General features: G+C 60.7%; 17 protein-coding genes and 4 pseudogenes. 9 read left to right on the top strand and 12 right to left on the bottom strand.

Translation table 11 applies throughout. The features are described 5' to 3' along the window. Position 1 precedes the first annotated feature (1 nt). The gene (locus tag ACFX5Q_RS29580; RefSeq protein WP_404283582.1) at positions 2–1,354 is read left to right on the top strand and encodes a HipA domain-containing protein; all 1,353 of its coding nucleotides are present in this window, start codon (positions 2–4) and stop codon (positions 1,352–1,354) included. A 48-nt stretch (positions 1,355–1,402) separates the two neighbouring features. On the opposite strand, the gene ACFX5Q_RS29575 is transcribed toward ACFX5Q_RS29580, so the two are convergent. Continuing rightward, a complete protein-coding gene (locus ACFX5Q_RS29575) occupies positions 1,403–1,972 on the bottom strand; it encodes a hypothetical protein (RefSeq protein ID WP_404283580.1) in 570 nt (189 codons plus the stop codon). Between the two features lie 955 nt (positions 1,973–2,927). Here ACFX5Q_RS29575 and ACFX5Q_RS29570 point away from each other — a divergent pair. After that, entirely contained in the window at positions 2,928–3,605 is a 678-nt protein-coding gene (locus tag ACFX5Q_RS29570; protein ID WP_404283579.1) for a transposase, read from the top strand. A gap of 217 nt (positions 3,606–3,822) precedes the next feature. Here ACFX5Q_RS29570 and ACFX5Q_RS29565 read toward each other — a convergent pair whose 3' ends face one another. From ACFX5Q_RS29565 to ACFX5Q_RS29535, 7 genes are all read right to left on the bottom strand, one after another. Then, positions 3,823–4,710: a PhzF family phenazine biosynthesis protein gene (locus ACFX5Q_RS29565; protein ID WP_404283577.1), complete on the bottom strand. Its 888-nt coding sequence runs from the start codon at positions 4,708–4,710 to the stop codon at positions 3,823–3,825. A gap of 196 nt (positions 4,711–4,906) precedes the next feature. Next, on the bottom strand, positions 4,907–5,491 hold the full coding sequence (locus tag ACFX5Q_RS29560) for an FMN-binding negative transcriptional regulator (protein WP_404283575.1): 585 nt from the start codon (positions 5,489–5,491) through the stop codon (positions 4,907–4,909). A 14-nt stretch (positions 5,492–5,505) separates the two neighbouring features. Further along, positions 5,506–6,252 carry a B3/4 domain-containing protein gene (locus tag ACFX5Q_RS29555; RefSeq protein WP_404283573.1) on the bottom strand — a complete coding sequence of 249 codons (747 nt, stop codon included), beginning with the start codon at positions 6,250–6,252 and terminating at the stop codon, positions 5,506–5,508. 42 nt (positions 6,253–6,294) lie between these two features. Next, complete coding sequence (locus ACFX5Q_RS29550) at positions 6,295–8,697, bottom strand: transketolase (protein WP_404283571.1); 2,403 nt, start codon at positions 8,695–8,697, stop codon at positions 6,295–6,297. Between the two features lie 52 nt (positions 8,698–8,749). Next, a complete protein-coding gene (locus ACFX5Q_RS29545) occupies positions 8,750–9,133 on the bottom strand; it encodes a 2Fe-2S iron-sulfur cluster-binding protein (protein ID WP_404283569.1) in 384 nt (127 codons plus the stop codon). A 573-nt stretch (positions 9,134–9,706) separates the two neighbouring features. Beyond that, positions 9,707–10,198, bottom strand: coding sequence for an MOSC domain-containing protein (locus tag ACFX5Q_RS29540; RefSeq protein ID WP_404283567.1), 492 nt, complete (start codon positions 10,196–10,198; stop codon positions 9,707–9,709). Between the two features lie 545 nt (positions 10,199–10,743). Further along, entirely contained in the window at positions 10,744–12,237 is a 1,494-nt protein-coding gene (locus tag ACFX5Q_RS29535) for a PLP-dependent aminotransferase family protein (RefSeq protein WP_404283565.1), read from the bottom strand. Positions 12,238–12,319: 82 nt separating this feature from the next. Between ACFX5Q_RS29535 and ACFX5Q_RS29530 the strand changes: the two genes are divergently transcribed. The 4 genes and pseudogenes from ACFX5Q_RS29530 to ACFX5Q_RS29515 form a co-directional block, all read left to right on the top strand. Beyond that, positions 12,320–13,555, top strand: coding sequence for a trans-sulfuration enzyme family protein (locus tag ACFX5Q_RS29530; RefSeq protein ID WP_404283634.1), 1,236 nt, complete (start codon positions 12,320–12,322; stop codon positions 13,553–13,555). A 61-nt stretch (positions 13,556–13,616) separates the two neighbouring features. Then, positions 13,617–14,519 carry a dihydrodipicolinate synthase family protein gene (locus ACFX5Q_RS29525; RefSeq protein ID WP_404283564.1) on the top strand — a complete coding sequence of 301 codons (903 nt, stop codon included), beginning with the start codon at positions 13,617–13,619 and terminating at the stop codon, positions 14,517–14,519. Between the two features lie 33 nt (positions 14,520–14,552). Continuing rightward, a complete protein-coding gene (locus ACFX5Q_RS29520) occupies positions 14,553–15,197 on the top strand; it encodes an FMN-binding negative transcriptional regulator (RefSeq protein WP_404283562.1) in 645 nt (214 codons plus the stop codon). 6 nt (positions 15,198–15,203) lie between these two features. Then, positions 15,204–15,497, top strand: a pseudogene (locus tag ACFX5Q_RS29515) (DoxX family protein); the annotation flags it as partial. A gap of 688 nt (positions 15,498–16,185) precedes the next feature. On the opposite strand, the gene ACFX5Q_RS29510 reads toward ACFX5Q_RS29515, so the two are convergent. Beyond that, positions 16,186–16,434, bottom strand: a complete 249-nt coding sequence (locus ACFX5Q_RS29510) for a hypothetical protein (protein ID WP_404283561.1) — start codon at positions 16,432–16,434, stop codon at positions 16,186–16,188. Between the two features lie 156 nt (positions 16,435–16,590). Between ACFX5Q_RS29510 and ACFX5Q_RS29505 the strand changes: the two are divergent. Further along, a pseudogene (locus ACFX5Q_RS29505) lies at positions 16,591–16,774 on the top strand (cold-shock protein); the annotation flags it as partial. A gap of 323 nt (positions 16,775–17,097) precedes the next feature. On the opposite strand, the gene ACFX5Q_RS29500 reads toward ACFX5Q_RS29505, so the two are convergent. Both ACFX5Q_RS29500 and ACFX5Q_RS29495 read right to left on the bottom strand, forming a co-directional pair. After that, positions 17,098–17,745, bottom strand: a complete 648-nt coding sequence (locus ACFX5Q_RS29500; protein ID WP_404283633.1) for an FkbM family methyltransferase — start codon at positions 17,743–17,745, stop codon at positions 17,098–17,100. A 722-nt stretch (positions 17,746–18,467) separates the two neighbouring features. Further along, positions 18,468–18,677, bottom strand: a pseudogene (locus tag ACFX5Q_RS29495) (integrase core domain-containing protein); the annotation flags it as partial. A gap of 315 nt (positions 18,678–18,992) precedes the next feature. Here ACFX5Q_RS29495 and ACFX5Q_RS29490 point away from each other — a divergent pair. Further along, complete coding sequence (locus ACFX5Q_RS29490) at positions 18,993–19,190, top strand: hypothetical protein (protein WP_127248159.1); 198 nt, start codon at positions 18,993–18,995, stop codon at positions 19,188–19,190. Then, positions 19,180–21,252, top strand: a complete 2,073-nt coding sequence (locus ACFX5Q_RS29485; RefSeq protein ID WP_404283559.1) for a recombinase family protein — start codon at positions 19,180–19,182, stop codon at positions 21,250–21,252. The genes ACFX5Q_RS29490 and ACFX5Q_RS29485 overlap by 11 nt, the downstream gene beginning before the upstream one ends. Positions 21,253–21,275: 23 nt before the next feature. Here the strand turns inward: ACFX5Q_RS29485 and ACFX5Q_RS29480 are convergent. Next, positions 21,276–21,403: pseudogene (locus tag ACFX5Q_RS29480) on the bottom strand (transposase); the annotation flags it as partial.

The following is a 21,403-nucleotide window of genomic DNA, read 5'->3' as shown; positions in this document are numbered from 1 at the left end:
CATGGAGGTGCTTGCCCTTGATGTGAGACTGGACGGTTTCGCCGATCCGATCGGCGCCCTCGTGCGTGACGAGAACGGCTCAGTCGCCTTCGTCTACAAGGCAGACTACCTTCGAAGATCAGATGCGGCCGCTTTATCGCTCTCCTTTCCAATCGCCGAAGAACCTTACACGGACGTTATAACGCGAGCATTCTTCGACAACCTTCTGCAGGAGCGCGACGGCGTGCTCACCGACGTGATGGCACGAGAAGGCCTCGCTCGCGATGACATAGCTGGCCTGCTATATCACCTTGGAAAGGACTGTGCCGGAGCACTTTCCGTTCTTCCGTCAGGATCGCCGCCGACAAAGGTCCCGGGCGACTACGAAAGCGACTATGTCCCGATCCCGCAGGATCGCATGATCGCGATCGTCGAAGCGCTCCATCAGCGCAAACGCCTGCCGTACGGAACCGAAGATCCCTCCCCTTTGGCAGGCATGCAAAGCAAGATAGCCCTGACTGTTCTGCCGGACGGTAGGTTTGCCGAGCCCAAGCGAGGATCTGGGGCCCCGACGACACATATCCTGAAGGTGCCCGACCGCGATCATCAGCAGGATGCCCGGTTTGAAGCCGAAGCGATGAGGCTTTCCGGGGCGCTAGGGTTCGACACGGCCGAAGTCTCAGTAGTGCCGTTTGGCGGGATTGAGACCCTACTGGTGACCCGCTTCGACCGACGCAGAGACCGAGAGAACAGGATCGTGCGTCTTCATCAGGAGGATTTCGCGCAGGCCCTCGGTTTGCCCGCTTCGATGAAGTACGAAAGGCGTGGCAAGGCAGGCCGGCGCTTCGACGTTTCGGGCATTCGCGGGATACTTGAGGCGACGGTCGACCCCGCTCAGGCGAAGGAGACCTTCATTAGGGCCACGATATTCGATCTCCTGGTCGGGAATAACGATGGACATGCAAAAAACTTCGCCCTGCTCTATGAACCCGGAGGCAGAATCCACTTTGCGCCGCGTTACGATATCTTACCGACCAGGCTCGATGGCACTCTGACCGACGAACTCGCTTACAGGATCGGTGAGGCGAAAACGCTCGATGAAGTTACCCCGGAGCAGCTTGATACGTTTCTCCTGGCGCTGGGAATAGAAAGTGCTGCGGCACGCAAACGCATGCATCAGCGTTATCCCTCGGAGATTGCATTAGGACTCGCGGACTGTCTCGGTGCTCTTGAAAAGCGTCAGGTGAAGCGCTTCGCCGACTTGATCGCGACCAACATGCGCATGCTACTCGGTGTGCTGCGGTTGGAAATACCCCACGCGGCGAGCGACCGAGACGAGTTCATTGGCCGAGCCGGCGGATGGCTGATGAGTTGAAGCCGAATCGACCGATAGAGACCTGGGGAGGCGGCGCTATGCCGGGTTTTAATACGCCACCCAAAGGCTTTTGAGTTCGTGTCCGATGGCCCATTGAGCCGATGTATCGGCGTTGCACATTGATTCGTATGGATCGCGCATCATCTGGAATTCGCTGTCGACCACGGCGCCGAACAAGAAGCACTCGTCCTTGTACTGACCGCGCTCGGCACTCGCCATTTTTACGGTCGTTTTGACGAGGATTCCGTCTAGGCTCCGCCCCTTCCAATTGACGGTGCCATAGTCCTGGACCGTCGAGGTCACCTCCGTGGCTTTCCAGTCGTCGCGCGATAGCCCAGCATTCCACTTAGCGAACTCAGGAAATAGACCTTCAACGTTGATGCCTTGCCCCGTGTCCGGCCCGCCCAGAGCGCCTAGAACGGTCCTCTTCAACCCATCCGAGAAGATATTCAGAAGGGCGGTCGCGGCTGGCCCATTCTTCTGGCGCAGATCTGCCTGTCGCGCCGACTTCGACTTCTTCTCGTCTTCCTCGCGCTGGGCAGCAATCCTCTTCTCCTCATCCGCCGCCACACGCTTCGCCTCTTCGGCTTTGACCTGCTCCTGATTTTCGGCATCCAACTTGGCAGCCGCACTGGCGGCATCGCTCTCATTAAGCCAGACCGAGCGAACGCGAATTGCACACCGTCGCGCGCCAGCGCTTCCGACGCAGCCTTCAGATTGTCGGCGGTCGCATAGAGCACGCGGCATTGTTCATGCCGAACGGCCTCGTATGCCTTATCGACAGAAGAGTATGTCACGTTGTCTCCCGATACCGCCGCGTAAGCTGCGATCTGGTTGATGGTGGTCCTGTGAACCTCGAGATTGCCGTCCACAACCCCGCGAGAGAGAAACGAGTCCTGAGGGATGATGTGCAGTTCTTTGAGCGCTATTAAGTTCGCTTTTGCCTTGTCCTCAAACAGCGTACCGGCGACGACAGCAAACACGCCGTTTCGGCTATGTGCGACAAGTGTCGGACCTAGAGTGGGCTCATACGGTTGAGCAAGGGCGATCGCTTGTTCTGCAGATGGCCTGCTCGATACGATAAAGCCAAAGTGCATTTGACTGCGGCGGCCTTAACGATATCGACCGCGTTATTTGCTGGCCGCTCTGAATGACCTGAATAAAGTCCGAAAGCGATGATGCCGAGCTTACAGCCGGCAAACAAACAGCCGCCAACAACGCAGCGACGCCAATACCGTATACGCGACGCATGGTAGTCCCCAACCAAACCCAGACGCCATATTCAACTCCTGCGGCCCAGGCAAGCAGTCCCGGTGGTATTTGCGCTTTTATGCTTACCGCAGCGCTCGGGCTGAACGATCCAGCGGGGGGGGGGGGGAAATCCACCCGCAGAGAACCGAGGACTCCGCTGATCGTCTGCTAAGGCCCCGGCCTAGAGTTGTCGGGCTGGCAAGACCCCCTTGCTCACACTCGCCGTCTTCCGGTAAAGCTCCGCGCTGCAATGGAAGCACCTGAAGGGCCAATCATATTCAGCAGGGGCTTCCTTGCAGTTCGCATAAATAAGGAATGACTTATGAGGCGACAGCCGCGACCGTTCATTGTGGAAGTCAGACAGAAGCGCAGCCATCAAAAAAGCGATCATTCCATTTGGGCTGGTGTCGATCTCTCGGCAGCTTTCGCCGAGACAGCAAGGAAATTCGAGGAGATCAATGCGCCGAATCGGGAGCTTATTGACTCCAATTTCGTGGCCCTTAATGCTGAACAAGTTCACAAAGAAAAGGCGGAGCGTCGCATGGCAGATCCTGAGCAAACTGAAGCAGTAGAGGCCACCACGAAAGGCGCTGTGACGCCGGCCGACAAGAAGAAAACGCGGCGCCCGCGGAAAGCAAAGACAGAAGTTAGGGCAACTGCCCGTAAGAATGGCGCCGCACCGTCGATTGAAGTTAAAGCGTCAGAACCAGTTCGGCCCGGCCGGAAGGTGTACTCCGATGAGCAGCGTGCGCAAAAGCTCAGCCAGATCGAAAAGTCGGTCAGTGGCGGCGCCACTCTCAAAAGCGCCGTAAAGCAGGCCGGCACATCGGAGCAGACCTATTATCAATGGAAGAAGAAGGCTGCCGCACCTGCGCAAGCGGGCGACGATCTCAAGGATCTTCTCGCGCTCGAGGACGAAAACAAGCGGCTGAGGAGTCTGCTTGCGGAACGCCTGCGCAATGAGAACGCGGAGCTAAAGAGAAGGCTGGGGCTGCAGTAAGGCAGTCCAGCCTTATGCGGGAACAACCCGCGATCCCTTGGCCGGCGACTTCGCAACCGATGGCCCAGTTGCCGCGGTCGCCGTACGAGTTCCTCGTTTCTGCCGTTTGGGTTGCTACGATGGATGGCACCTCAGTTCGAGTTCGGTTTTCGGGTGGCGAGCGGAAGCTCGACGCGCGAAGTTCGTACGGCTGCCAGTGGACTCTGCTGCCGTCCGCCTACACAGCACCATTGGGAAGGGAAACCGTGGCTTTCATGAATGTCACGGCATTGCCGACCAGAAAGACCCGATCTTCGGTCAATTCGCAATCAAGCCAGCCGCCGCGCGCCGAGGCCTGATAGGCCATCAGCCTTTCGCGACCCAGCCGCTCGACCCAGTAAGGAACCAGGGTGGCATGAATTGAACCAGTGACTGGATCCTCGGGAATGCCCGCACCGGGGGCAAAGTAACGGGACACGAAATGCGCTCGCCCGTTGTCGGCTTCCTGCCCCGTCACGACAAGGCCCACAGACCCGAGGCGGGCAATCGAGGCAAGGTCAGGGACAAAGCTACGCACAGCATCCGCGCTGCCGAGATCGGCGAAGATGTTCTCGAAGTTTCGGAAGATGCCGACGGGTGGATTGTCGAAAACACGTGCGATTTCTGCGGGAAGCGTCTCCAATGGCTCCGGGGGCAGACGGGGAATGTCCAGTCGGTAGCCATGCGGGCCTTGTGTAACTCGCAGCGCGCCGACGCGCGTGTGAAAGACAAGCGGAGCTTCGGCGTTGGTCTCGGTCAGTAACACATGCGCGGTCGCCAGGGTGGCATGGCCGCAGAAATTGACCTCATGCGCCGGAGCAAACCACCGCAAATCCCACGCGCCATCCGACCGCGCTTTGACGAAAGCGGTTTCGGCAAGATTGTTCTCTTGGGTGATCGCAAGCATCAGGTCATCCGGCAGCCACTCGTCGAGCACCAGAACAGCAGCGGGGTTCCGCGCAAAAAGCCGGTCGGTAAAGGCGTCTACCTGATACATGTGCATGGAGACACTCTCGTTTAAAACGGCCGACCTTTTAATTTCGCGGACGCTCATCTGCCAGCCGGTCAATGGCAGCTGTGGGTCCATCGCGTCGTGCCATCGTATCGGTTGTCAATGGCCGCAAAGGGTCCGAAAGCTGATTTAGGCTTCCGGCAGGTCGCGGTCGCGGTAGCCCTTCGCCTCTTGCTGCGCTCGATGCGGATCAACGCGCTGTCCGCCTCTTCCGCCTCCTTGGATCTTACAGGTCTGGGTCCCACCGCGGCGGGCACTTCGCTACCGACCGTCACCGCTCGGCAAGGGCTCGTGCCAAGAGCTCGCCGGCGTGACCGGCGGCCTCAAGCCCCCGGCGTGTGCCGTCCAAGTCGGCGGCGTTCTCTTCCTCATTCAGTTTCCATGCTCCCTCGAGGCGCTCGACGCGAAATTCCAGACCGACAATGCCCCGCATCATGCTGTCGATATTTTTTTGCGGCTCATCCGACACGCTCCAGAGCGCTGTGCGTGTGGCCTCGTGCCGGTCGGTCAGGTCTTCAACCTGGCGGCGCAGCCAGGTCCTATCCTCAATCGCCGTCAAGCGTCCGTGCGCATGTATGGCGATATAGAGCCATGTGGGAACGACCTTTCCCGTCTCGCGCTTGGTCGGATACCACTGCGGCGACATGTAGGTGTGAGGGCCCTGAAAAATCGCGAGACTGGCGCTCCCCTCTGGTACCCGCCAATGCGCGTTGGCACGCGCGACGTGGGTCGCGAGGATCAGGCGTCCATCCGGAGCCTGCCGCGCGATGGTCGGCACATGCGTGACCTCGATGCCTGGAGGCGTCGGCGTCACGATCGTGGCGAAGGCGATCTCGCGGATCGCGGCCAGAAGCACATCGGGGCGGTCTTCTACAGATCGACGGGGTCGGTACATTTTAGTTTTTCTCGACTGCGCGGGTTAAGTAGGGTGGATGTATTCAACCCAGCGATTTCGATCTGGGCATTTGGGCACAGTGCCCCAATCACTCCGGTCAGTTGCGCCCCAGCGGCCCTCAGCCGCTCCGAAGGCATGGGCTCGAGCGCCTCGAGCACAAGCCAAAGGGAACGCGAATCGGCCGTCACCATAGTCCGCCGCCCCTGCCGCCAGTTCCAGCGGCGGCAGGTGACTCCGGCGTCATCGCACCAGATGACTTCGCCCGGCTCAGGATGCTCGGTGACCGGTTCGCCCTGCTGGACGGTGTTGAACGGCTCCGCTCCCGTAGCGATCAGAAGTCTCGGAAGACCCTGATAGTGATCGAGGTCCTCACCCCCAACCGGAACGCCGTAAAGCACGCTGACGGCGTTGTAGGCGTCCACCAGCGGGGAAATCCGTGGCAATGAGCCGTCCTTGCGAATCCGCTTGAGAAGCACCGCAGCCGAGCAGGGTGTTCGATTAGCGTTGGCACCGAAGGACCAGTAGGCTTCGGCCCAGGCTGCAAGATGCTCATCCCGTTGAGCATCGTCGCCAAACGCGGCCTGCTCCGCGGCCGCGATCGCGTCAGCGAGCGCCGGGGCCTGCGGCACGTCGACTTCCGCGCTTCGCACGACGATGCTCAGCAAATGAAAGTTCGGGTGTCGGGCGTAAATCTCGGGGGCGATCATGGGCTTGAAAGACATGGGCTGCTCCGTCCTGCGGGAAGGCTCTGCGTTGCGGTTCATTCAGGGCGAAGGGAGCGACTTCAAATAGCGAATGCTGCATCCGGCACTCACCGCCCGCGCTGCATGCGCGATGGCGTTCGCATCGAGCCCGTGATGACGATAGAGGTCTGAAATCGTGCCGGTCTGGCCGAAATGCTCCACCCCCAGGGCCTTGACGCGATTTCCATAGACCTCACCGATCCATGCGAGCGTCGCGGGGTGACCATCGATCACGGTGACGATCCCGCAATCGCGTGACAGCGACGCCAGTAGACGCTCAATGTGGCTCGTCGCGTCGTCTGTTCCGCGCTGCCGGGCACGTTCCGCAGCCTGCCAGCCCGCATTGAGCCGGTCAGCGGATGTAATCGCCAACAGCCCGACATCGCGCCGGTCTTCCGCCAGAAGACCCGTCGCGGCAATCGCTTCGGGCGCGACCACGCCCTGATAGGCGATGATAACGCTGGCGTTCGGTCCTGGCGGGCGCAGCCAATAGGCACCGTTGACAATGTCGCGCGCCAACTCCGAACCCATGTCGCGATGAGGCTGCTCCAAGGGCCGTGTGGATAGGCGCAGATAGACCGATCCGCCGGTCTGATCACGCAGCCATGTCGTTTCATCGGGATCGCCTTCGCCGTTCCGCTGCATGTACTCGAAGGCGAAACGCATGATCACCGCGAGCTCATCCACGAAGGCCGGCTCGAAGGCGCAAAGCCCGTCCTGCGCCATGCCGATCAGCGGCGTGCCGATTGACTGGTGCGCTCCTCCCTCGGGGGCGAGGGTCACGCCCGACGGCGTGGCGACCAGCAGAAAGCGCGCATCCTGGTAGCAGGCATAATTCAGCTGATCGGCCGCGCGATAGATGAACGGATCATACACAGTCCCGATCGGCAATAACCGCACGCCATTCACGGAATGCGACAGCCCCAGCGCCCCGAGCATAATCATGAGGTTGGATTCGGCGATGCCGAGTTCGAGGTGCTGCCCCTTGGGGCCGAACTCCCAGGTGAAGGTTGAAGGGATGCGCTCGGCCTTGAAGGTATCGGCCATGCTCTCGCGGGCGAAGAGTCCGCGCCTATTGACCCAAGCGCCGAGATTGGTCGACACCGTGACGTCAGGGGAGGTCGTGACGATGCGGTCGGCGAGCGGCGTTTCACTGCGCGCAATCTCGTTCAGGATCTGGCCGAAACCCATTTGGGTTGAGACCTGCTTGCCCCCCTGTGCCGGCGCGGGCAACGCTTCGGGAACCGGTACCGCCGGTGCAGTGAGCCGGCGCCGGCCCTCGCTGAAGAACGGCGCTTTGGCGATGAGGGCCTCTAGTTCTGCTGGAGGCAACGTCGCCGCAGCCCATTTGTCCCATTCCTCGCCGGGCCGGACGCCCATCCGCTGGCGGAAGCCTTCCATCTGAGCGAGCGTCATCTGGCCGGCATGGTTGTCCTTATGGCCGGCCAACGGCAAGCCATAACCCTTGATCGTGTAACAGATGAAACAGACCGGCCGGTCATGCTGCGAGGCTGCCTCGAAGGCTTCGAGAAGGCTCGGCAGGTCGTGGCCGCCCAGGTTGACCATGAGCCCCTGCAACTCGTCGTCAGAACGGCGTTCGATTAGCTCGGTGACCGGTCCCTGATCGCCAATCTCGTCGAGCAGCCGCTTCCGCCAGGCCGCACCACCCTGAAAGGTGAGCGCCGAATAGAGCTGGTTGGAGCAGCGCTCGATCCAATCGCGCAGCTTTTCCCCTCCCGATTCGGCAAAGGCGGCCTGCTGGAGGGAGCCATGGCGCAGGATCACCACTTCCCAGCCGAAGTTCTTGAATATCTGCTCGAAGCGCTGCCAGAGACCTTCTCGGATGACCGCATCGAGCGACTGACGGTTGTAGTCCACAATCCACCAGCAGTTCCGCAGCCCGTGCTTCCAACCCTCGATCAGGGCCTCGTAGATGTTGCCCTCGTCCATCTCGGCGTCGCCGATCAGGCTCACCATGCGTCCCCCGGATCGATCCTTCATCCAACCGTGGGCGCACACATAGTCCTGCACGAGGGAGGAAAAGAGCGTCTGAGCGACACCCAGGCCCACCGAGCCGGTCGAGAAATCGACATCGTCCACGTCCTTGGTCCGCGAGGGGTAACTCTGGGCGCCCTTGTAGCCGCGGAAGTTTTCGAGTTTCTCGCGCGTCTGATTCCCCGACAGATACTGAATCGCATGGAAGATCGGCGCGGCATGAGGTTTGACCGCCACCCGGTCCTGCGGACGCAGCGCAGAGTAATAAAGCGCAGTCATGATCGTGCCGAGAGAGGCGGAGGACGCCTGATGGCCACCAACCTTGATCTCGTCGCCTTCGCGGACGTGGTTGGCATGGTGGATAGTCCATGCGGCAAGCCACGAGACGCAGCGCTCGATTTGGCTGAGATAGGCGAACTTCGATGTCATCCAATTCTCCGCATTTGACGCCTCGCACCGGTGCTTCCAGATGGGGCTGGCTTCACAGATCGAGTCTCAACACGCCGGTTGCGCGCGATATGCATGGAATGAATCGATGAGTCCGGGCCTCCTTGGACAGGACAGCATCCCGATGGAGCGGCTGCCCTTCCAGAATTCCGCATTCGCAGGTTCCGCAAACCCCGTTCTCGCAGGACGCCATGAGCAGCACGCCAGCGGCGCGCAACGCCGCGAGTGCCGAGGTATCGGCCGCGACAGGAACCACTGTCCCGTCGCGAAGGGTTATCGTGAAAGGTTCGGGTGGCGCACCGTCCTGCTGCGGCGGCTGAAAGGCCTCGAAAATGCACGGTTCCTTCCGGCCAGTGCGATGCCGCCCGATCCACGGCCGCCATGAAGCCCGGTGGACCACAATAATAGAGCTGTGCATCAGAGGAAGGGGTCATAAGCAAGGATTCAAGATTCTGCCTGGTCTCCGGTTCGTCGTCGAAATGCAGCCACACTATGCTGGAGTCGAGCTCCCGCTCGATGACCGACAACAAAGGCATGAGCGCTCGGCTGCGGGTGAAGTAGTGCAGCTCGTACGGCCTACCCTGCCGCTCCAGGGCGCGCGCCATTGCCAGGATCGGGGTGATCCCGATGCCTCCCGCCAGCAGCAGGGTTGGCCCTTCGCGTTGTGCAAGCGGAAAATGATTGCGAGGCGCAGAAACCGGGAGTGTGCATCCGACGGCCACTGCCTCGTGAATCCACGCCGAGCCGCCGCGACCAACATCTTCGCGCTTCACCGCGATTGTGTAGCGGCTCAGATCTGTCGGATCGCCGCAGAGCGAATACTGGCGCACTTTCCCATCAGGCAGATGAACATCAACGTGCGAGCCCGGTTCGAAGGACGGCAGCAGAGGTTTGCGCGTGTGTTTCAGGTCGATGACCAGGACGTCGCCCGGCTCCTTGCGGGCCGCAGTTACAGTGAGCTTCATGATGATGCGGGGCGATGCCATATCGATTACTCGTCAACTGGGAGAATCGGATCCCCGGGGCGGATCACGCCGCCAACCTCGATCGCGCAATTCAGGCCAGAGCGGTTCAGAAGTCCCTCATAGAGACCGGGAATGCCGAGCAGTTGCTCGATATACCTGCAGGGAAAATTCATCCGCGCAGCCCGCAGGACTGTTTCGCCGACGCGGAACCGCTTGCCGACGAGGTGGCCGAGCGGAACGCCTCGGGTAGTCAGATTGCGCCGGTGGTCCTCCGGCTCGAGCTTGGCTTTGAGGCCCGGGACCTTAGGCTCGCCGCGAGCGATCGCCTCCAGAACCTCCATTTCAATCAGCGTCACCTCCCGCACGTCGGGTTTCGGAGAGTAGGTCCCCGTTCTAAGATAGTAACGATCCCCGACAATGCCGCGCCCGGCAATGAGTTGTGCCTCCGTCAACTCCTCCATTTCGTACGATGCGGCTGACGCGACATGGATGTGGGCCAGCGTTCCGTGCCACGTCATGCTTCTTCGCCCTCTATGACCGCAGTCGCGGCGTCCAGCTTCCAGCCGGACTTGGGGGTATCCTCGAGATGTCCGTTTGCCATGTCTGCTTCCGCGCTCCGGGGCAGGGTCACAGCCCGATCCGGCGAAACCTCTGCCCGGGAACTGGCCTGACTGACAGAGCCAGTTTTTGCGATTGTGCCTGATCCAGTCAGCAATCCCGCAGACGCTGAACGTCGCTCTAACCGACAATCAAACCAAGTGGCTTCACGGTCATAACTGAGACGACGCACGGATATTAGGTTCGTCATCATGAGCGCGGTGCCGCGAAAACCTCGCGTTGGACTAGAGCAATTTCCCGTTTCAATCGAAAAACCAGCCAAGCGCCATAGGATGGGCCGGCGATCGTGCCGTCGAAGCCGCAGATCACCGGTCGGTCGTACGCCCGGAGAACCTCAATCAGGTGGTCATGCTCGGAACGATTGTGGCCAAGGGCTTCGATTAGAACTTCATGGCGCAGCTTGCCGGCTGCAGGATTGTGATCCCGGTCAAACTGGACGGATATTCTAGCGTGCGGCCGAAGTGTCCGGAGAGTTCCTTCTCACCCGTTCGACAGCTTCCGTGAGCAACCGAACGCCGTTCTCGATTTGCCCTGTGGTCAAGGCGGAATAGCCCATCACCAGTCCGATCCGGTCGGCGCGGCCTTCATCCGTTTCCCGGCCGTAGAGCGGCGATATGGAATGGACACCCACGCCTTCTCGTCGCGCCTCTTCCACCAGCACGTCCTCCAATGACCGACGGAGGTCCTTGAACCAGACGACGACATGCAGCCCGGCATCAGCGCCTTCGATGGCGATGCGGTCTGCGAACGCGCGTCGAAGGGCGGCGAGCAGGGTCTCTCGGCGCTCGCCGTTCAGACGGCGGACGCGGCGCACATGGCTTTCATAGCCGCCGCTTTCGATGAGCGAGGCCAGGGCCTCCTGCTCCGCCACCGGAGAATGTCTGTCCAGTAGCTGCTTGGCCGTCGCGAAGACGTCTTGCAATTCCGGCGGAACCACTAGGTAGCCGATGCGCAGCATTGGCGACAGCGTCTTAGAGATCGTACCTAGATAGATGACGGAACTGCGGTCCTCCAGCTTGTGCAGCGGGGGCACCGGACGAATGTCGTAGCGGTACTCGCCATCGTAGTCGTCCTCGATCACATAGGCGTCGTTGCGCCGGGCCCATTCCAGGAGCTGATACCGGCGCGAGACCGGCAAGACGCCGCCGAGCGGAAACTGATGCGACGGCGTGACATAGGCCAGCCGCGCCGTGATCCCCTCAAGCAGCTCCGTCTTCATCCCATCTCCATCGACGGCGACAGAAACAGGCCTCGCGCCTGTGCTGGCAAAGACCTGGCGTGCCATTCTGTAGCACGGGTCCTCGATCACGAAGCTGTCGGAAGGATCGAGCAGCAAGCGCGCGCAAAGGTCGAGACCCTGCTGCGAGCCGCTTGCGATGATGATCTGCTCGACCTCGCAGCTCAATGTTCGGGCGCGCCAGAGATAGCTCTGCAGCGCCTGGCGCAGGCGGCGCGATCCGCGCGGATCATCATAGGCCAGCCGCACGGGACGTTGCGCCATCGCCGCGTTCATGGCGCGCTTCCAGATCAGCGCCGGGAAATCGGACGGCGCGAGGTCGCCATAACGGAAATCCACTTTCAACCGGTTGGGCAGGTAATCCGGCCAAGGCGGACTGGCGCGCAGTCTCTCGCCGTAGGCGGAAAGATGAATCGGACCGCCGCGTTTTGAGACGGTGCTGCTCGCCTCGTGACCGATCAGAGAAGATGCAACGCGAGGTCGTGCGCCTTGACGGACTTCAATGAAACCTTCTGCGGCCAACTGTTCGTAGGCGACGGTGACGGTCGTTCGCGAAACGCCGAGGTCGTTTGCGAGGCCCCGCGACGACGGCAGCTGACTGCCGGTTTCGTAGACGCCCCCGAGGATCTGCTCGCGAAGAGATTCATAGATCTGGCGCGCACCCATACCGTGCGAGCGACCGGCACCTGAAGACTGGACCATTTTATTAATTGCCAACTGGACGTTACAAGTGAGCCAGTTTGGCGACTATCTTCCGGAATTCCAAGAAACTTCAGAGAGAGCGATGACCAGCCCCAAAAATCGATCCGAAATCGATGCACCGACGCGGTCCCTGAACGGGGCCGATCTCGCATTCGCCACGCGGGCGATCCATCATGGCTACGATCCGGCCGGCTTTTCCAATGCCGTTCAGCCGCCCGTTTTCCTGACCTCGACCTACGGGTTCGAAAGCGTTGCGGCGAACGAGGCGGCGGCCACACTTGGCGGCAGGCTCTACGCACGTGAATACAACCCAACGACCGAGATCCTTGAAAAGCGGCTCGCCAATCTCGAAGGAGCCGAAGCCGGGCTGGTCGTGGCCTCGGGGATGGCGGCTTTCGGCACGCTAATCCTGTCGCTGCTGTCCCAGGGCGACGAACTCATCGTCCACAAGACGCTCTATGCGAACACGCTCGCCATGGTCGAACAGGCGGTCCCGCGGTTTGGCATCAAGGTCGTTCCAGTCGATCTGTCCGAGCCCAGCAATCTCGATGGCGCGATCACCGACCGGACCCGGCTTCTTTTCTTCGAGACCCCGGTCAACCCGCTGAGCCGCATCCTCGACATCGCCGAAATCGCCGAACACGCCCACGCGCGCGGCGTGAAGGTGGCGGTAGACAGCACCTTCGCCTCGCCCGCGCTCCAGCGGCCGCTGGAGCAGGGGGCCGATATCGTGATCCACTCGCTGACGAAGTATATCAACGGCCACGGCGATGCTCTCGGCGGGGCGATCTTGGGTGACGCGAAAACACTCCACACGCTGCACGAAACGGGTCTGCGCTATATCACCGGAGCAGCACTCTCGCCCATGTCAGCGTTCTTGATCCTGCGCGGGCTGAAGACGCTGACGATCCGCATGGAGCGGCACAGCGCCACGGCTCATTCGATCGCGCAAGCGCTCGAGGCGCATCCTGCGGTGGCCTGGGTGAGCTACCCGTTCCTCGACTCGCATCCCGATCAGGCGATTGCCCGCAAGCAGATGGCCAAAGGATCAGGCATGTTGGCTTTCGGCCTCCACGCCGGGTTTGAGGGCGCACGTCGGATGATGGATCGGCTCAACCTGATCACCCGAGCTGTCAGCCTCGGTGACGCTGACAGCCTGATCTACCATCCGGCCAGTCTGACACGTGCCCGCAAAAGCATCCGCAAGGATGCTCATCTTGCCGAAGGCGTCGGCGAGGACCTTATGCGTCTCTCGGTCGGTCTGGAAGACGCTGAAGACTTGATCGCCGATCTGAGGCAGGCGCTGGACGTGCTCTGATGAGCCGGTTCCCATCCTCGCGTCCAACACTGGCGCCCATGCAGAAATCTGGAGCAACGCAATGGCGTTCCTGAGCGGGCTTTCCGCATTCCCCATTACGCCGAGTGACCGTGACGGCCGGGTCGATACCAAGGCCCTGCGCAAGCTGATTACACGGCTTTGCGCCGCAAAGGTCGATTCCATCGGCCTTCTCGGCAGCACCGGCACCTACATTTACTTCACGCGCGACGAGCGGCGACTGGCCCTCGCCGAAGTTTTGGACGAAGCCGGTGGGCAGACGCCGGTCGTGGTGGGCGTGGGCGCGCTGCGCACCGACGAGGCAGTATGCCTTGCGCAGGACGCCAAGGCCCTCGGCGCTGCTGCAGGGTTGCTTGCGGCTGTCTCGTACACCCCGCTCACCGATGACGAGGTGTTCGAACATTTCTCGACCGTGGCACGCGAAGGCGGCCTTCCGATTGTCATCTACGACAATCCCGGAACGACGCATTTCCATTTCACTCCCGCACTTGTCAGCCGCTTGGCCAAGGTGCCGGGGATCGTCGCCATCAAGAATCCAACCGACAAGAGCGATGCGATCGAGAGCCATCTGGCCGGGCAGAGGAGCATCGTACCGGAAGGCTTATCGATCGGCTACAGCGGCGATTGGAACGCCACCGAAGCCATGATCGCCGGAGCCGACACCTGGTACAGCGTCCTCGGCGGCATCCTGCCTGAGGTCTGCATAAAGATTGTCAAGGCATCGCAGGCGGGCGATGCGGCCGAAGCACGCCGCCTCGACGCCGCATTGACGCCAATCTGGGATCTCTTCAAGCAGTTCTCCAGCCTTCGCGTCATCTATGTGCTCGCCGAATTGCTAAACATTTGCCGCGCCGAACCTCTGCGCCCAATCCTGCCGCTCTCCGCTGTAGCAAAGCGTCAGATCGTCGAGGCGCTGGAACGTTTGCCGGCGGGCACTGCTCGATAAACCGCGAAACCATCCGACAGTGAAAGAACCGTCATGTACGTTCCCCCACATTTCGACGAACCCAGCCAAGAGGCTCTCCACGATCTGATCGAGACGAGCGCCCTCGGCGTATTGATCACCCATGGCAGGAGCGGGCTCGACGCCAATCACATTCCCTTCGAACTCAATCGGGCGCAGGGAAGGTACGGTGCTCTGCACTGCCACGTCGCCCGTAACAACCCGGTCTGGCAGGACGTGTCGACCGGCGATGAGGCACTCGTCGTGTTCCGCGCGGCCGACGCCTATATCTCGCCGCAATGGTATCCGAGCAAGCAGGAGTTCCACCGGCAGGTGCCGACCTGGAACTACCTCGTTGCACATGCATACGGACGGATCACCGTCCGTGACGACGAGAGCTATGTCCGTCACAATGTCGCCAGACTAACCCGCAGGCATGAGGCGGCCCACCCTGACCCATGGAAGATGGGTGACGCGCCTCGGGACTTTATCGATACATTGGTCAAGGCGATCGTCGGGCTGGAGATCGAAATCACCCGCCTAGTGGGCAAAGCCAAGCTCAGCCAGAACAAGGAGCCTCGCGACATTCGCAATGCCGGCGAAATGCTGAACGCCCAAGGCGACCGGCGCGTGGGGCAGGCGATGGTTGCAGCCGCTGCCCGGAAGTCCGAACAGGACTGAGGAAGTTTGGCGGCAATGTGGGTCTGGCCCGGCGCTGTGCCCCCATGGTTCCTGCACCTTATGGGTCTCATCGACATTGCGGGTGGATTTGGAGTGCTTTTACCCGCACTGACTCGAATTCAGCCACGGCTCACCGTCCTGGCTGCACTTGGTTGTGTGCTGCTGCAAATCGCTGCGATAATCTTTCATTTGTCGCGGGGTGAAGCCTCGGTCGTACCGCTCAACATCATCCTGCTCGCCCTTTCAGCGTTCATTCTGTGGGGCCGTGGTAAGAAGGCTCCCGTCCCGCCGCGCGGATGAGAGTCGGAGAGAGTCGAACCGCAAACTGTCCGATTGATCGAAACCCTCACCGCCATCGCCCCCGCCGGTACCTTGAGCAATTTCTAGAACAGCCGCAGGCGCAGATCGACCTGTTGCTTACATTGCCGGGGCAGCGCCGCTGGGCCGTTGAAATCAAGTGTAGCCGACGCCGAAGGTGGAAAAGGGTTTCCATAAGGCCTGCGAGCCTTTGCTCCGCATCGTCGTCTCTCTGGGATCGGAGCGTTTTCCGCTCCAGCATGGGATCAAACATCTAGGCCGGACGCTGCTTGGCGAAAGCATGATGCAACGCCCTGCATTACTTCCGTCATGGCAAGGCCTTAGAAGCTTTAGAAAAGCAGGGCAACGTCGAACCAAGACGGGCGGCCGACGAGAAGCCGAAAAGCTATCCGATAGAACTTGGGCTGAAAGCCCGCCTGGAAAGCGAGTTGAAAGTCTCGCAGAACGGGCAGAGTCCTGCGTTCTGGCGAGACGGAGTTCCAGTAGCTAAAAGCGCAAAGTTCAGCCTCTTGTCGAGCTACCAAGAATACGGTCCGAACTGCATTCGACCCACCGCTGACGTCGGCTCTGTCCGTAGCACCCATGGCAGGCGCCGCTTCCATCGTTCACCTCGCGGCAAAGGCACATCTTTCTGCCACCGTTTCTTGCCGCGCAGCGCCTATGCTTCAGCCTATGACGCCAACAACAGCCTGATCCTGGTCAATCTCATGCGCGCCAACCGCCGCGCAGGATTGTGGAAGCTCTCGCGGGCGGTTTGTAAAACAAACGCCAGGGTCATCAGATCAAGTAGGAAGTCGTCGATCGCCTGGGCGAGTGTTTCTGACTTACCTTTGAACCGATCCAGCAAAACTCGCGCCGTATCGATCGCATCCGCGCTGGCCGTATCGATTAACGCCTCGATCCTCTCGAAACATTCCAATTTCGAAACTCCTCAAAGCTCTTGCCAGGGCGGTTATGCACGAAGGTGACTGCGTAAACCACCCGGCCGACCCGCGACCCCGTCGCTCAAGACCATGAACGCGAGTTAGCTTCATCTGCCTTCACGACCGCCGCTTTGCGTCGTTGGTCCAGATAAGTGCACAATGCGCTGACCACGGCGCGTCGATCCGGTATCCAGCCCGACAATGGCCGTAAGGATGTTTCGTCCACGTTCCGCCGTCGAGCGCGCGAGTCTCTCGACCCTCACTGGAGACCAGAAGATCAACTGTGAGATCGAACAGGACCGCCGCACTGGCAAGTCCTCGGCCGGCAGCCAAAGCTGGCTGAATTATATCTGCGTTCCCAAGAGCGGTAAGGATGCGGCAAAGCCCGGGATATACTGGCGGCCCCTCGAAAGAGCGGGCGAGAACATGGCTCAACCGGACGCCAGTGGCAGATCTCCTCGGGCGACAGGCATGGCCTCAAGCTGAAATTTGAGGACCTTCACGGGGACCAATTCCCTTGCCTCGCCTCGCAGAACCTGTTCCGGCGGATATGCAAGAGCAACCAGGCTTCTGCGACCCTCGCACTCTAATCCAGCCGCTTGTGGATCTCCAATAGAGGATGGAGGGCTGCAGCAGGACGGAAGCAGAACAGGCCTGTTCTAAAGGCTCGTATTCCTAAGCAATACATCACCCTCCACTCCGCGGGGATAGCAGGTCACCAATTCGAACGAAGGCAAAAGATCAAGAATGGCTTGCAGGGACAGCTGCCCTTCATAGAGCTCGTGGTCGCTGTATTCCGTGTAGATAAAGCGCGTGTTGTTCAAGGTCTGTCTGCCGCCAGCAATGACATCTGACTCGGCTCCCTGCACATCCATCCAGATGAAGTCGATCTCGTTCAGTTTCGCTTCGTTGCACCAGTCGTCAAGCCTTCTAGTTTCAACTGAGATGGGGCGATCGAATCGAACCCAATCATGTTCGACAAGATGATTCTTGGGTCGGCGTATCGAGCCAGATTGGTCCCATTCCTTCGCACTTCCATCTGCATTGCTTGGATGGAAATCAATCCTGCCATTTCGGTTACTGATCGCGATCTCAAATAGCCTCACCTTTTCCAGGTACAGATTCATGTGTGCCTTAAAGCGAGCAGCCGCTCGAGGGTCTGGCTCAAAGCAGTAGAGCTGAGCCTTTGGGCAAAGCCTGAGAAAACGTCGGGTATCGGTTCCGTCATTGCAGCCGATGTCCAAGATGACGGGATTGGGCTTTTGGAGGAGTTCAACGATCTGCCGATGCACTTTTAACGAAGATATAGGTTCCCGCGTGCGTTCCATAAGTTCTTGCACGGACCTCTGTATAGAGATTGGTAAGTTTTTTCTAAAAGACCGCAGTATTTCCATTTAACTCCGTCCTCAATGCCTTAATTGCACGCGCGACATCCCTGGGGACGTATGTCAAGCGAACTCCGGGATTGGCACCGCACCAACTTCGATTGCTGTTGAATGGTCCTGCGATGACCGCGCCGGCCCATAAGTCTTTCGGAAGAAGCCAGACGATTTGGACATGGCCGGCGAGTGGCGGCCACGTTCTCAGTTGACCTGTTCTCCCGACAGACGTTTTCCTTATCCGCTATTCTCTGAAATCGGCAAAATCGATTGTGTTGATGGAACGCATGCACACGCTGGATATATGCCTGCCATGCAACTGTTATTGACCGAGAGAGGACTACGTTCGGCGGGTTGCGCCCACGCCGACCCGATCACGGTTCGAGGGTGAACTAAAGGCGCACGATTTCTTCGGGGCCAGTGTAGTGAGCAAACGCAACGCTGACTTCGACCGCGTTCCGCGGAGGTGACATGTCAAACGGCTTCCAAAACTGACCCCCGATTGGAGTGCGCCCCTGGGGGTGGACAGATATCAGGCTGCTGATTTGCCAGTCTGCCGGATGTGTTGATCCTCGAACTGCTGCGGGCTCAGATATCCGAGCGCCGAATGGAGCCTGCGTTTGTTGTAGACCTGACCTGCCACTGAACTGTCATCCAGCGGCGATTAGAGCCTTGGCCGTTTCTGTTACGCCGTAGGGCGCGGGTTGAGCAACCGGCGGAGACGCGAAGCCCTCGTTGAGCGTAGCGTCGGAGCCGATTGCGGTGAAGACCTCGGCGAAGGCCGCCGGGGTCTGATATCCGAGCGAGGAGTGGGGCCTCGCGGTGTTGTACAACTCAGCGACGGAACACCCACGGGACCGACCAACGCGAGCTTCTTTATCCATGGCATCCCTGGGCTGAGCGCCAAGTCTTTATCCATGAAGTGATCGAGAAGGGTGACGCGTCGGTCTTCCGCTGCACCCTTTCTGGCCAGCCATTGCACCGGTGGTTGGAGGTTCCGGCGTGGATGTTCGATCGGGGCCCCCGCGCGAGCTGGCGTATCACTACTGCTCCGCACGTCGACCTTGCCGCGCTTGGCGCCCTGGCGACACTGCTCCGGGACACGGGTGCCCCATCGCAATCGCAGGAGATGGGCGCAGCATTGGGCTCTCACGACGCGAATCGGGGAGATGTCCATGCCGCGCCAGCCCACGACATACCAGTTCGATCTGTTCTCGAAGCTGAACGACGCCGAGACGGTGCAGACGCCGCAATGGCAGGCGCTGCCCGCCGAGACGCGCCGATCAGTGACGAAGCTGATTGTCAGCCTGATTCTCGATCACGTCGACGGCGACCGCTCTCCCGGACGGGAGGAGGTGCGTCATGATGCATGAGAAGATCAGACCGCACCATCTGGAGCGCAAGGCGATCCTGTATGTGCGGCAGTCGTCAGCCCATCAGGTCCTGCACAATCGCGAGAGCAGCGCCCTGCAATATGCGATGCGCGATCGCCTGACGTCGCTCGGTTGGTCTCGCATCGACACGATCGACGACGATCTCGGCCGTTCGGCCGCTGGCGGCGTCGCCCGCGCCGGTTTCGACCGGATGGTCGCAGAGGTTTGTCTCGGCAAGGTCGGGGCGGTTGCGGCACGGGAGGTATCGCGGTTTGCCCGCAATAGCCGCGACTGGCAGCAGCTCATCGAGATGTGCCGCGTCGTCGACACTGTGCTGATCGACCAGGAGACGGTCTATGCGCCGCGCCAGGGCAATGATCGGCTGCTGCTGGGATTGAAGGGCAGTCTCAACGAGTATGAACTCGATCTTCTGCGCCAGCGTTCGCTCTCGGCCCGCTACGAAAAGGCCCGCCGCGGCGAACTCGTTGTTGCAGCCCCTGTGGGCTTCGTAAAGGTCGGTGATCGCCTGGAGAAGGATCCGGATCGCCGCGTGCAGGAAGCCATCACTCTTGTGTTCGACAAGGTCGCCGAACTCGGCAGTGCCCGGCAAGCCTTGATGTGGTTCCTCGAGCATGGGCTGGATTTGCCCGCCAAGCGCAACAATGGCGATATTGTCTGGCGTCGGCCGAACTATGCCACCATCCACCGGATGATCGAGAACCCGATCTACGGCGGCGCCTACGCCTATGGTAAGACGCGTGCTGCGCCCGGATTTGGCCCATCCGCCGTTCGAACAGGTATCCGACGCAGGACGCGCGAGGAATGGCTTGCCCTGATCCCGGGCAACCATGAAGGCTATGTCAGTTGGGAAAGGGCTGAGGCGATCCGCAAGATGGTGAGCGACAATGTGACCACGGGCAGGCATCACGGAGCGCCCAAGCATGGCGACGCGCTGCTGGCCGGTCTTGTCCGCTGCCGGCGCTGCGGCCGCAAGCTCACGGTGCGATACACGGGCGCCAAGCACAACATTCCGCGCTATTCCTGCTGGCGGGGCCTGCTCGACAATGGCGAGCCGCGCTGCATCGCCTTCGGCGGGCTGCGCGTCGACGATGCGATTGAGGGAGCACTCTTACGTGTCGTCGAGCCCGGCGCGATTGCTGCCGCCGCCGAGGCCGAGGCGCAGGCAGCCGGGCGCCGCGACCAGGTCCGGGACGCCCTCAGCCGCGATCTGGAAGCTGCCCGCTACTCCGCCGAGCGGGCTTTCCGGCAATATGACGCCGCCGATCCCGAAAACCGGCTGGTTGCGGCGGAACTGGAGGTGCGATGGAACCGCGCCCTCGCGCATGTCGGCGACATCGAAAGCCGGATCGCTGCCCATGATGCAGCGACACCGAAACCGTCACCTGTGGTGGGAAAGGACATCGCTGCGCTTGCCGGAGACCTTCGCACCGTCTGGTCGGCGCCGACGACGGATGCCAGGCTCAAGAAGCGCATCGTGCGCACCGTTATCCAAGAAGTGGTCGCCGATATCGATGATGAAGCCTCCGAGATCGTCCTGCTGATCCATTGGATCGGCGGCGTCCATACAGAACTGCGTCTGCCGAAACGGCGACGTGGCCAGCGCAATGCGACCTCCGCCGACATCATCGCAGCCATCCGGCAACTGGTGCTGATCGCCAGCGATGACCTGATCGCCGGCATTCTCAACCGGAACGGCCTGGTGACTGGGCATGGCAATCGCTGGACACGGGAGCGGGTCACTGCGCACAGGTCGCATCACAAGATCCCGGTCTTCCGCCCGGCGCTGGACGGCATTGAGCCATACCTCAATCTGAACAAGGCGGCGCGCCTCCTCGGCGTCTCACCGAAGACCCTCAGGCTCGTCGCCGAATCCGGCGAGATCAAGGGTATCCATCCCCTGCCGGATGGCCCATGGATCTTCAAGCGATCAGAACTTGGAAAGCCGGAAGCCCAGCGGATTGTTCGTCGCGCGCGACAAAACCCCAAATACCCCGCGGGATCGCATCCCGATCAGCAAAACCTATTCGCTTCAACGACATAGACAGATGGGTGTTATGAAACAGGATTGTAGTCCTCCGCCCATTCGGCGATGGCGCTGCGGGCGTGGTCGAGGCCGAAGAACAGGCTTTCGTTCAAGAGCTCATCCCGCATCCGGCCGTTGAAGGATTCGATGTAACCATTCTGCATCGGCT

Origin of the sequence: Mesorhizobium sp. IMUNJ 23033, from assembly GCF_044778005.1 — a bacterium.
GTDB lineage: Bacteria > Pseudomonadota > Alphaproteobacteria > Rhizobiales > Rhizobiaceae > Mesorhizobium > Mesorhizobium amorphae_A.
Note: the sequence above shows the minus strand (reverse complement) of the source record. Positions and strands in the feature narration are given on the sequence as shown.